The organism is Sphingopyxis sp. KK2 (assembly GCF_001990265.1).
Lineage (GTDB): Bacteria > Pseudomonadota > Alphaproteobacteria > Sphingomonadales > Sphingomonadaceae > Sphingopyxis.
In genome coordinates, this window is the sequence record NZ_LYVN01000015.1 from 36451 (window position 1) to 47306 (window position 10856).

At 65.2% G+C, this 10856-nt stretch carries 19 protein-coding genes; 16 read left to right on the forward strand and 3 right to left on the reverse strand.

Features of this window, described 5'->3' with window-relative positions:
• The 15 genes from rpsQ (at position 1) to B1A78_RS04390 (ending at position 7953) form a co-directional block, all read left to right on the forward strand.
• Entirely contained in the window at positions 1 to 270 is a 270-nt protein-coding gene (gene rpsQ, locus B1A78_RS04320; protein ID WP_039578283.1) for a 30S ribosomal protein S17, read from the forward strand.
• A gap of 60 nt (positions 271 to 330) precedes the next feature.
• Positions 331 to 699 carry a 50S ribosomal protein L14 gene (rplN, locus tag B1A78_RS04325; RefSeq protein ID WP_056341829.1) on the forward strand — a complete coding sequence of 123 codons (369 nt, stop codon included), beginning with the start codon at positions 331 to 333 and terminating at the stop codon, positions 697 to 699.
• A 2-nt stretch (positions 700 to 701) separates the two neighbouring features.
• On the forward strand, positions 702 to 1019 hold the full coding sequence (rplX, locus tag B1A78_RS04330) for a 50S ribosomal protein L24 (protein WP_077145772.1): 318 nt from the start codon (positions 702 to 704) through the stop codon (positions 1017 to 1019).
• On the forward strand, positions 1012 to 1590 hold the full coding sequence (gene rplE / locus B1A78_RS04335; protein ID WP_077145773.1) for a 50S ribosomal protein L5: 579 nt from the start codon (positions 1012 to 1014) through the stop codon (positions 1588 to 1590). Before rplX ends, rplE begins: the two co-directional genes overlap by 8 nt.
• A 51-nt stretch (positions 1591 to 1641) precedes the next feature.
• Entirely contained in the window at positions 1642 to 1947 is a 306-nt protein-coding gene (rpsN, locus tag B1A78_RS04340; RefSeq protein WP_077145774.1) for a 30S ribosomal protein S14, read from the forward strand.
• Positions 1948 to 1959: 12 nt separating this feature from the next.
• The gene (gene rpsH / locus B1A78_RS04345) at positions 1960 to 2364 is read left to right on the forward strand and encodes a 30S ribosomal protein S8 (protein ID WP_054589697.1); all 405 of its coding nucleotides are present in this window, start codon (positions 1960 to 1962) and stop codon (positions 2362 to 2364) included.
• On the forward strand, positions 2364 to 2897 hold the full coding sequence (rplF, locus tag B1A78_RS04350) for a 50S ribosomal protein L6 (protein ID WP_077145775.1): 534 nt from the start codon (positions 2364 to 2366) through the stop codon (positions 2895 to 2897). The genes rpsH and rplF overlap by 1 nt, the downstream gene beginning before the upstream one ends.
• A 3-nt stretch (positions 2898 to 2900) precedes the next feature.
• On the forward strand, positions 2901 to 3254 hold the full coding sequence (gene rplR / locus B1A78_RS04355) for a 50S ribosomal protein L18 (protein WP_077145776.1): 354 nt from the start codon (positions 2901 to 2903) through the stop codon (positions 3252 to 3254).
• Between the two features lies 1 nt (position 3255).
• Complete coding sequence (gene rpsE / locus B1A78_RS04360) at positions 3256 to 3951, forward strand: 30S ribosomal protein S5 (protein ID WP_077145777.1); 696 nt, start codon at positions 3256 to 3258, stop codon at positions 3949 to 3951.
• Positions 3952 to 3955: 4 nt separating this feature from the next.
• A complete protein-coding gene (rpmD, locus tag B1A78_RS04365) occupies positions 3956 to 4141 on the forward strand; it encodes a 50S ribosomal protein L30 (protein WP_037515666.1) in 186 nt (61 codons plus the stop codon).
• A gap of 5 nt (positions 4142 to 4146) precedes the next feature.
• The gene (locus B1A78_RS04370; protein WP_077145778.1) at positions 4147 to 4353 is read left to right on the forward strand and encodes a DUF1737 domain-containing protein; all 207 of its coding nucleotides are present in this window, start codon (positions 4147 to 4149) and stop codon (positions 4351 to 4353) included.
• Positions 4354 to 4392: 39 nt separating this feature from the next.
• Positions 4393 to 4881, forward strand: coding sequence for a 50S ribosomal protein L15 (gene rplO / locus B1A78_RS04375; protein WP_077145779.1), 489 nt, complete (start codon positions 4393 to 4395; stop codon positions 4879 to 4881).
• A gap of 196 nt (positions 4882 to 5077) precedes the next feature.
• Entirely contained in the window at positions 5078 to 6451 is a 1374-nt protein-coding gene (secY, locus tag B1A78_RS04380; protein WP_077145780.1) for a preprotein translocase subunit SecY, read from the forward strand.
• A 48-nt stretch (positions 6452 to 6499) separates the two neighbouring features.
• Positions 6500 to 7165: an adenylate kinase gene (locus B1A78_RS04385; RefSeq protein WP_077145781.1), complete on the forward strand. Its 666-nt coding sequence runs from the start codon at positions 6500 to 6502 to the stop codon at positions 7163 to 7165.
• A 47-nt stretch (positions 7166 to 7212) separates the two neighbouring features.
• Positions 7213 to 7953 carry an SRPBCC family protein gene (locus B1A78_RS04390; RefSeq protein WP_077145782.1) on the forward strand — a complete coding sequence of 247 codons (741 nt, stop codon included), beginning with the start codon at positions 7213 to 7215 and terminating at the stop codon, positions 7951 to 7953.
• Here the strand turns inward: B1A78_RS04390 and B1A78_RS04395 are convergent.
• Both B1A78_RS04395 and B1A78_RS04400 read right to left on the reverse strand, forming a co-directional pair.
• Positions 7950 to 8477 carry a DUF177 domain-containing protein gene (locus B1A78_RS04395; RefSeq protein WP_077145783.1) on the reverse strand — a complete coding sequence of 176 codons (528 nt, stop codon included), beginning with the start codon at positions 8475 to 8477 and terminating at the stop codon, positions 7950 to 7952. The genes B1A78_RS04390 and B1A78_RS04395 overlap by 4 nt on opposite strands.
• Positions 8474 to 9004 carry a ubiquinol-cytochrome C chaperone family protein gene (locus B1A78_RS04400; protein WP_077145784.1) on the reverse strand — a complete coding sequence of 177 codons (531 nt, stop codon included), beginning with the start codon at positions 9002 to 9004 and terminating at the stop codon, positions 8474 to 8476. The genes B1A78_RS04395 and B1A78_RS04400 overlap by 4 nt, the downstream gene beginning before the upstream one ends.
• Positions 9005 to 9175: 171 nt before the next feature.
• Between B1A78_RS04400 and B1A78_RS04405 the strand changes: the two genes are divergently transcribed.
• Positions 9176 to 9661: an outer membrane protein assembly factor BamE gene (locus B1A78_RS04405; RefSeq protein ID WP_077145785.1), complete on the forward strand. Its 486-nt coding sequence runs from the start codon at positions 9176 to 9178 to the stop codon at positions 9659 to 9661.
• Between the two features lie 70 nt (positions 9662 to 9731).
• On the opposite strand, the gene B1A78_RS04410 is transcribed toward B1A78_RS04405, so the two are convergent.
• Positions 9732 to 10856, reverse strand: a 1125-nt coding sequence (locus tag B1A78_RS04410) for a phosphate acyltransferase (protein ID WP_256837466.1), incomplete at its 5' end; no start/stop codon positions are given.

Genomic DNA, 10856 nt, shown 5'->3' on the forward strand with positions numbered 1-10856 from the left:
ATGCCGAAGCGCATTCTGACCGGCACCGTGGTGTCCGACAAGGGCGACAAGACCGTCGTGGTGAAAGTGGAGCGCAAGGTGAAGCACCCGCTCTACGGCAAGATCATCCGTCGTTCGAAAAAGTATCACGCCCATGATGAGGACAACGCCATCAAGGCTGGCGAAACCGTCCGCATCGAGGAAACGAAGCCGATTTCGAAGCTGAAGACGTGGAAGGTGCTCGACAAGGTCGACACCCACAGCAAGCCCAAGACGGCTGCCGACGCCTAAGCTGGTTTTCACGGAACCGCCGGGATTGCCCGGTAGGCCAAACAAGAAGGAAATGCATCGATGATCCAGATGCAGTCACAATTGGAAGTCGCCGACAACAGCGGCGCCAAGCGCGTCCAGTGCATCAAGGTGCTGGGCGGGTCGAAGCGTCGCGTCGCCGGCGTCGGCGACGTCATCGTCGTGTCGATCAAGGAAGCCCAGCCGCGCGGCAAGGTGAAGAAGGGCGACGTCCATCGCGCCGTCATCGTCCGCACCGCGAAGGATGTGCGCCGCGCCGACGGTTCGGTGATCCGTTTCGACAGCAACGCCGCCGTGCTCGTCAACAAGAATGAAGAGCCCATCGGCACCCGTATCTTCGGCCCCGTCGTCCGCGAACTGCGTGGGCGTGGCTATATGAAGATCATCAGCCTGGCGCCGGAGGTCCTCTAACCATGGCGAACAAGATCAAGAAGGGTGACACCGTCGTCGTCCTGTCCGGCAAGGACAAGGGCAAGACCGGCGAAGTGACGCAGAGCCTGCCCAAGGACGGCAAGGTCGTCGTCGCTGGCGTCAACGTCATCACCCGTCACCGCAAGCCGACTCAGACCAACCCGCAGGGTGGCCTGGAGCGCAAGGAAGCGCCGCTCTTCGCGAGCAAGGTCGCGCTCGCCGATCCCAAGACCGGCAAGCCGACGCGCGTCCGCTTTGAAACCAAGGACGGCAAGAAGGTCCGCGTGGCCGTGAAGTCCGGGGAGACGATCAATGGCTGACAATTACACCCCGCGCATGCGCACGCGCTATGACGACGTGATCGTCAAGGCGATGACCGACAAGTTCGGTTACAAGAATGTGATGGAAGTGCCGAAGATCGAGAAGATCACGCTGAACATGGGCGTGGGCGACGCGGTCCAGGACAAGAAGAAGGTCGAAATCGCGGCCGCCGAAATGGAACTGATCGCCGGCCAGAAGCCCGTCGTGACCAAGGCCAAGAAGTCGATCGCCCAGTTCAAGCTGCGCGAAGGCATGCCGATCGGTTGCAAGGTCACCCTGCGCCGCGAACGCATGTACGAGTTCCTCGACCGCCTGATCACGATCGCGATGCCCCGCATCCGCGACTTCCGCGGCGTGTCGGCGACCAGCTTCGACGGTCGTGGCAACTATGCCATGGGCCTGAAGGAACAGATCATCTTCCCCGAGATCAACTATGACCGCATCGACACGGTGCGCGGCATGGACGTGATCGTCACCACCACCGCCCGTACGGACGAAGAAGCCCGCGAACTGCTCAAGCTGTTCGGCTTCCCCTTCCCGATCGAAGCGCAGGAAAAGGAAGCCGCCTGATCCCCGCATGGGACCAGGCAGGCTCTTTCAAGAGGAAAGAGAACTTAAGTCATGGCGAAACTGAGTTCAGTGAACAAGAATGAGCGTCGCAAGAAGCTGGTGAAGAAATATGCCGGCCGTTATGCGAAGCTGAAGGCGATTGCGGCGGACACGTCGCTCGACGATGGCGAGCGTTTGATCGCGCGCCTCAAGATGGCGGAAGTTCCGCGCAACGGCAACCCGACCCGCATCCGCAACCGCTGCGAGATGACCGGTCGTCCGCGCGCATATTATCGCAAGTTCCGGCTTTGCCGTATCCAGCTCCGCGATCTGGCCAACAAGGGCCTGATCCCCGGCGTTGTGAAGTCGAGCTGGTAAGGAAGACGCAAGATGGCAATGACCGATCCTCTGGGTGATATGCTCACCCGCATCCGCAACGGCCAGCAGGCGAAGAAGGACAGCGTCCTGACGCCGGCCTCGACGCTGCGCGTCCGTGTTCTCGATGTGCTCCAGCGCGAAGGCTATATCCGCGGCTACAGCGAAGAAGCGCTGGGCGCCAAGGGCCAGCACAAGGGCATCCGCATCGAGCTGAAATATTTCGAAGGCCAGCCGGCGATCCGCCACGTGGCCCGCGTCTCGAAGCCGGGCCGCCGCGTCTATTCGGGTTCGAAAGAACTGCCGATCGTGCGCAACGGCCTGGGCATCACCATCGTGTCGACCCCGCGCGGCGTTCTGTCGGACGCCGAAGCCCGCGAACATAATGTCGGCGGCGAAGTGCTGGCGGAGGTGTTCTGATGTCGCGTATTGGTAAAAAAGTGGTCGCCATTCCTTCGGGGGTCACGGCCAGCATCGACGGCGGTCAGCTGGCGGTCAAGGGCCCCAAGGGTACCCTGGCCCTCACGCTCGCCGACGACATCACCTATGAGGTCAAGGAAGGCGAGATTTCGGTCCAGCCCGCCAACGCCACCAAGCAGGCGCGCGCCTTCTGGGGCATGCAGCGCACGCTGGTCCAGAACCTCGTCACCGGCGTGACCGACGGCTTCACCAAGGTGCTCGAAATCACCGGTGTCGGCTATCGTGCCAACGCGCAGGGCAAGACGCTCAAGCTGCAGCTCGGCTACAGCCACGACGTCGACTTCGATGTGCCCGAAGGTATCGAGATCAAGACGCCGGACAACACGACGATCGAGATCACCGGTATCGACAAGCAGAAGGTCGGTCAGGTCGCGGCGGAAATCCGCCGTTGGCGCAAGCCCGAACCCTATAAGGGCAAAGGCATCAAATATCGCGGCGAGTATATCTTCCGCAAAGAAGGCAAGAAGAAGTAAGCCATGGCACATCTTACCCCTTTCCAGAAGCGGCGCCAGCGCGTCCGCACCGCCCTTCGCCAGCGTGCCGCCGGGCGTCCCCGCCTTTCGGTGCACCGTTCGGGCCGTCACATCTATGCGCAGCTCATCGATGACGCCGCCGGCACGACGCTGGCTTCGGCTTCGACGCTCGACAAGGATGTCCGCGGCAAGACCGGCGCCACCACCGCAGCGGCTGCCGATGTCGGCAAGCGCCTCGCCGACGCCGCCAAGAAGGCCGGCGTGACCCAGGTCGTGTTCGACCGCGGCGGTTTCCTGTTCCACGGGCGCATCAAGGCGCTGGCCGACGCGGCTCGCGAAGGCGGATTGGAGTTCTAATATGGCTGACGAAATTCAGAACGTCGAAGGCGCTGTCGAAGCGACCACCGAGGGCCAGGCTCCGCGCCGCGGCCGTGGCGGCGGACGCGATGGCGGCCGTGGCGGTCGCGAAGGTGGCCGTGGTCGCCGCGACGATCGTCGCCCGCGCGACGAAGAAGGCGGTGAAGAGCTGATCGAAAAGCTCGTCCACATCAACCGCGTCTCGAAGACCGTGAAGGGCGGCAAGCGCTTCGGTTTCGCCGCGCTCGTCGTCGTCGGCGATGGCAAGGGTCGCGCCGGTTTCGGTCATGGCAAGGCGCGCGAAGTGCCCGAAGCCATTTCGAAGGCGACCGCTGCCGCGAAGAAGGCGATGATCCGCGTTCCGCTGCGCGATGGCCGCACGCTGCACCATGATGGCCTCGGCCACTTCGGCGCCGGCAAGGTTACCGTTCGCTCGGCACCCGCCGGTACCGGTATCATCGCCGGTGGCCCGATGCGCGCCGTGTTCGAATCGCTCGGCGTCGCCGACGTCGTGACCAAGTCGAACGGCACCTCGAACCCCTACAACATGATCCGCGCGACCTTCGAAGCGCTCGGCGAGCAGACCAGCCCCAAGTCGGTTGCGCAGCGTCGTGGCAAGAAGGTGTCGGACCTCATCAAGCGTGGCGGTGCATCCGACCGCGCTGCCGAGGCCGAAGCTGCCGCGGTGACGGAGTAAGACCATGGCTGACAAGAAGATCAAGATCCGTCAGATCGGCTCGCCGATCCGTCGTCCCAAGAGCCAGCGTGCGATCCTGACGGGCCTCGGCCTGGGCAAGATGCATCGCGAGGTCGAACTGGTCGACACCCCGGAAGTGCGCGGCATGATCCGCAAGCTTCCGCACATGGTGGAAGTGGTCGAGGGCTAAGCCCGATGAAGCTCTACCGCCTGTTGACCGGTCCCGACGACAGCGCGTTTTGCGCGCGCGTCGAAGGCCTGCTCAACCGGGGGTGGCAGCTGCACGGCAGCCCGTCGATTACCCAGGTCGATGGCCGTGGCTATGTTGCCCAGGCCATCGTGATGGACAAGGCCGGCGCCTATCCCGGCTTCCAGCCATCGAGTGAAATCGAACCGGATTAATCTGGTTCCCAGCGCGAACACAGCGAAAGCGAGTGCAATATGACTATCAAGCTTAACGATCTTCGTGACAATGCCGGCGCCCGCAAGGGCCGCATGCGTGTCGGCCGCGGTATCGGCTCGGGCAAGGGCAAGACCGCCGGTCGCGGCCAGAAGGGCCAGAAGGCCCGTAGCGGCGTTGCGATCAACGGCTTCGAGGGCGGCCAGATGCCGCTCCACATGCGCATCCCGAAGCGCGGCTTCAACAACATCTTCGGCAAGGACTTTGCCATCGTCAACCTGGGCATGGTCCAGAAGCTGGTCGATGCGAAGAAGCTCGATGCCAAGGCCGTGATCGATCACGCCGCGCTCAAGGCCGCTGGTGTGGCTCGCGGCGGCAAGGACGGCGTTCGCCTCCTCGCCAAGGGCGAGCTCACCACCAAGCTGAGCTTCGCGGTCGCCGGCGCGTCGAAGGGCGCGATCGAGGCGGTCGAAAAGGCCGGCGGCAAGGTCGAGCTGCCCGCCAAGGCCGAAGAAGCCAAGGCTGAATGAATATAGGGGGCGGTTCGAAAGAACCGCCCCTTCATATGTGACCTGTCCGTTTCCGGTCGACCCGGCGGGCATGGGCGGGATCGGGCGAAACGGCCCACCGCTAAAGCAGGGCCTTTCCCCTTGCGCTTCGGCACCGGCGAACGCACATAGGCGCCGGGTCGCGGGGGGCGCGGTCCGCCACTGAGGAAAGAACGACATGGCCTCTCGCGCCGACCAGCTCGCCCAAAATCTGAACTTTTCGAAATTCGGCCAGGCGACCGAACTCAAGAACCGCATCTGGTTCACGATCGGCGCGCTGATCGTCTTCCGCTTCCTGTCCTTCGTGCCGCTGCCGGGCGTCGATCCCGTCGCGTTGGCGCAGGCCTATAAGCAGGCCGCCTCGGGCGGCGTCCTCGACATCTTCAACACCTTTTCGGGCGGCAGCCTCGAGCGCCTCAGCATCATCGCGCTCGGCGTCATGCCCTATATCACGGCGTCGATCGTCGTGCAGCTCGCCTCTGCGCTGGCCCCCAGCCTCGCTGCGCTCAAGAAAGAGGGCGAAAGCGGGCGCAAGAAGCTCAACCAGTACACGCGCTACGGCACCGTGCTGCTCACCGCGATCCAGGCCTATTTCCTCGCGCTGACCGCCGAGGCGTCGACCGGCGCGCAGGGTATCACCGTCGTCCTCGATCCGGGCATGATGTTCCGCATCACCACCGTGATCAGCGTCGTTGGCGGCACGCTCTTCCTGATGTGGCTCGGCGAACAGATCACCAGCCGCGGTATCGGCAACGGCGTCTCGCTCATCATCATGGCGGGCATTCTCGCCCAGCTGCCGCGCAGCTTTGCGCAGATGTTCAGCCAGGTCCGCGACGGCAATATGGGCGGCGGCACCGTGCTCGCGGTGATCGTCGGCGCGATCCTCGTCATCGCCTTCATCAGCTTTATGGAGCGCGCGCAGCGACGGGTGCTGGTCCAATATCCCAAGCGCGCGACGCAGCGCGGCGGCATGCAGGCCGACCGCAGCCACCTGCCGCTGAAGGTCAACACCGCCGGCGTGATCCCGCCGATCTTCGCCTCGTCGCTGCTGCTGATGCCGCTGACGATCACGCAGTTCATGGGCAATAATGTCTCGCAAGACAGCGCGAGCGGCGATTTCCTGATCTCGCTCAACCAGTATCTCGCGCACGGCCAGCCGCTCTACATGCTGCTCTACGCCGCGGGCATCGTCTTCTTCTGCTTCTTCTACGTCGCGGTCGTCTTCAACCCCGAAGAAACCGCCGACAATCTGAAGCGCCAGAACGGCTTCATCCCCGGCATCCGCCCGGGCAAGAATACCGCCGCCTATCTCGACCATGTGCTGACGCGCATCACCGTGATCGGCGCGGCCTATCTGGCGGCGATCTGTCTGATCCCCGAATATTTCATCGCGCGGTCGGGGCTGCCCTTCCAGCTCGGCGGCACCAGCCTGCTGATCATCGTCAATGTGACGATCGACACCATCACCCAGATTCAGAGCCACATGCTCGCGCATCAATATGGCGACCTGATCAAGAAGGCCAAATTGAAGGGCGGCGTTGCGCGGCGCTGACGCGCCCGCTACGCGAGTCTCGAACAGGGCAGGGAAACAGGGGCCGTCATGACGCTCAATATCATTTTGCTGGGTCCGCCGGGGGCGGGCAAGGGAACGCAGGCGGTCCGCCTCGAGGAAGGGCATGGCATGGTCCAGCTCTCGACCGGCGACATGCTGCGCGCCGCGGTCAAGGCGGGAACGCCGATCGGCGTCCAGGCCAAGGCGGTGATGGATGCGGGCGAGTTGGTCTCGGACGAAATCGTCTCGGGGCTGATCGGTGAACGGCTCGACGAACTCGGTCCCGATGTCTCGGTGATCTTCGACGGCTATCCGCGCACCGCGGCGCAGGCCGATTCGCTCGACGAGATCCTCGACGCGCGCGGGCGCAAGCTCGACCATGTCATCGAACTGCTCGTCGAAGAGGATGCGCTCGTCGACCGCATTACCGGTCGCTTCAGCTGCGCCAACTGCGGCGCGGGCTATCACGATCGCTATAAGCTGCCGAAGGTCGAAAATACCTGCGACGTGTGCGGCAGCCATGAGTTCAAGCGCCGTCCCGACGACAATGAGGAAACGGTGCGCACCCGCATGGCCGAATATCGCGCCAAGACCGCGCCGATCCTGCCGATCTACGAAGCGCGCGGCATCGTGACGCATGTCGACGGCATGGCCGATATCGACGTCGTCAACGACGCGATCGAAACGATCCTCAGCGCCGCGACGACCGGCTAGCCAGCGTCCCCGCCGCCGTTTAAGAATGGCGGCAAAGGGGATGGGCGATGAAATTTTCGACGATATCGGGCGCCGCGATTCTGGCCGCGCTCGCCGTGCAGCCGGCGCAGGCGAAAGTCATCGACCAGAGCGAACTCGGCTTCACCGTCGCGCACACGGCGCAGGTCGCTGCGACCCCCGAAGACGTCTGGAAAATGCTCAAAATGCCCCAGAAATGGTGGTCGCAGGAGCATAGCTGGTCGGGCGACGCGGCCAATTTCTGGCTCGATTCGCAGGCGGGGGGCTGCTTCTGCGAAAAACTCCCCGGCACCGGCCCCGACAAGACGGTCGGCATGGGCAGCGTCCAGCATGCGCGCATCCTCTTCGCCAAGCCGAACGAACTGCTCCGCCTGTCGGGCGCCTTCGGGCCGCTGCAGGGCGAGGCGCTCATCGGCACGCTGACGATCCAGATCAAGCCGACCCCGACCGGCGCCGCGATCCGCTTCGACTATGTCCTCGGCGGCTATATGCGCTTCAAACCCGCCGAGATCGCGCCCGCGGTCGACAAGGTGATCGGCGAGCAATTGATCGGCCTCGCCAAGGCGCTCGGCGGCAGCCTGCCGCCGACGCGCGACGAGAAAGCGGCGGCCGAAGCCGCAGGCGAGAGCGACGCCAAGGGCGAAGCGGCCGAGGCCGCGCCACCCGCCAGACGCGAATCGGGTCTCGACGACGCGATGGCCGACCTGCTCGCCGACCCGCCGAAGCGCGAAGAGGATGTGCCCGAGGACGAGGAGCCCGAGCGCCGCTAGGCTTTCGGCTTGCCGCGCAACGCCGCGAGCGCGGCGAACGGCCCCGCCTGCTCCTCGCTCAGCACGCCCTTTTCGGCGAGGATGCGATCGGCATCGGGGTGACGCGGAAAGGGATCGAGCGCGAGCGACAGCGTCTGCACCGCGACTTCGCCCAGATCGACGCGGTCGTGCTCGAGCGGCAATATGTCGATATCCTCGGTGCCCAGCTCGACCTCGATCTCGCCATCCTCGTCGGGCTGCAGGTCGCGGAGATATTTGAGGTCGAAACCTTCGGTGATCGTCGCGGGCACCGGCAGGTCGGTCGCGGCGCAGCTTTGCACCAGCTTCGCCTGCACCTCGCCGCGCAGACCGATCCCGCCCGCGACGCCGCGCACCTCGATCCGCGCCTCGAATCGCTCGAACTGCACCAGGTCGAGCCGCTTCGCGATCGCCGCGCGCGCTGCGTCGTCGGCGGTCAGCGTCACCGTCTTGCCCGCCCCCGCCTCGGCGAGCGTCACGACATGCGAATATTCGGGCGTCGTCATGGCGTGCCGTCGGGCAGGCGGTCGGCGACGACCAGCTCGGCGACCGGCATCGCGCCGAGCGCGCCGCGCAACCGCGCCACGCCTGCTATCATATAATCCAGCTCGGCCGCGCCCGGCGCCTCGCCGCGCCACAGGTTGCGGACCAGCGCGGCGCGCAGGTCGTCCGACCCGTCGGGCGCGCGATAGGCGCCGAGCCGCCCGCCGAGCGCCCCGACCATCCGGCCGATCTGCTTGCCGACGACCATGTCGCCGAAGCCGATCTGGCGCATCTGGCCGTCCATGTCGGTGACGAACAATTCGGTGATCTCGACCCCCGCCAGCGTCTGCGCGGGATCCTCGTCGATGCGGTGAAGAACGAGCGCCATCACCAGGCTGATCATGTCGAACCTCCCGTCGAGCGTGTCGGGAACGCCGCCGGCCTGGTACCAGTGCGGCGCGCGCGCGGTCGCGACCACGGCATTCCACAGCGGACGGCGCGCCTCGCGCGGGTCGGGGTCGGGCTTGAAGAGTTTGCGAAACGAGATCATGCGCCCCGCTTAGGCGGATTTGCGTTGGCGCGAAAGGCCCGCCGGTCAGGCTGCAGCAAGCTTTGCCGCGCCACAAGCAGCTTGTGCGCGCCGCCCGCTTGGCGCTAAGAGGCCCCACAACATGCGCAGTCGCGGGGGCGAGCGGCAAGGCAGCGCAACGGAGACCATTTGATGCCGCACTTCACGACCAGTTTTTCGGCCCGCCGGGCGCCCCTGCTGCTGGGCGTCGTCGCGCTCGCGCTCGCCAGTGGTGGTTGCACCCAGCTCAAGGGGCGGCAGGGCTATGTCGCCGACCCGGTGCTGACCGACGCGATCGCGCCGGGCATCGACAATCGCGAGTCGGTCGAAAAGACGCTCGGCCGCCCGACCTTCGTCGGCCAGTTCAGCGACAATGAATATTATTATGTGTCGCGCGAAACGCGCCAGCTCGCCTTTGCCAACCCGCGCCCGGTGGCGCAGCAGGTGCTGCGCGTGCGCTTCGACAATGCCGGCAACGTCGCCGCGGTCGATCGCACCGGAATCGAACTGGTCAGCAAGATCAGCCCCGAAGGCGACAAGACCCCGACGCTCGGCCGCGAACGCAGCTTCTTCCAGGATATCTTCGGCAATATCGGCGCGGTCGGCGCGCCGGGTGCCGGGGCTCCCGGCGGTCCGTAGACCGGGCGCATTCGGACAGGAAAAAGAGCGGCGGCGCCCCGGGGCGACCGCCGCTTTTCTTTGTCCGGCCTTACTCGGTGATCCCGCCGGCGGCGAGCACCGCCAGCGTCACCAGGTCCGATGCGGTCGATGCCATCGTCGCGACCTGCACCGGCTTTTCCATGCCGACGAGCATCGGCCCGATTACCGCGCTGCCGCCGAGTTCGCGCAGCAGCTTCGCCGACAGATTGCCCGACTGCAGCCCCGGCATGACCAGCACATTCGCGGGCCCCGACAGGCGGCAGAAGGGATAATTTGCCATCACCTTGGGGTTCAGCGCGACGTCGGGCGACATTTCGCCTTCATATTCGAACCCCGGTTTGCGCGCGTCGAGGATCGCCACCGCGTCGCGGATATTGTCGAGCCACGATCCCGGCGGGTTGCCGAAGGTCGAATAGGAGAGAAAGGCGACGCGCGGTTCATGGCCCATGCGGCGCGCGACCTGCGCGGTGCGTTCGGCGATGTCGGCGAGTTGCTGTGCCGACGGGCGTTCGTTGACCGTCGTGTCGGACATGAACACCGTGTGGTGCTGTCCGACGAGGACGTGGATACCGAAATTGGTCTGGCCCTCGGCGGGGTCGATCACGCGCCGCACTTCGCGCATCGTCTGCGAATAGGTGCGCGTCGTGCCCGTGATCATCGCGTCGCCGAGCCCGAGCTGGAGCAGCAGCGAGCCGAAGATGTTGCGGTCGCGGTTGACCATGCGCTCGATATCGCGGCGCAGATATCCGCGGCGCTGCAGCCGTTCGTACAGCATGTCGACCATCTGCGGCACATGCGGCGAATTGACGCTGTTGTGGACCTCGAAGCTCTCGGGGTCGGCGACCCCCATCTCCTTGAGCTTGTCCTGCAAGCCTTCGCGTCCGACGAGCACCGGGATGCCGTAACCGCCGTCGCGGAACTGGATTGCGGCGCGCAGTACCACTTCTTCCTCGCCCTCGGCAAAGACGACGCGCTTCGGATTGGCGCGCGCGGCTTCATAGGCGAGCGTCAGCACCGAGGTCGTCGGGTTGAGCCGCGCTTTCAGGCTGTTGCGATAGGCCGCCATGTCCTCGATCGGCTGTCCGGCGACGCCGGTGTCCATCGCCGCCTTGGCGACCGCGGCGGGCACGATTTCCATCAGTCGCGGGTCGAAGGGCGAGGGGATGATATATTC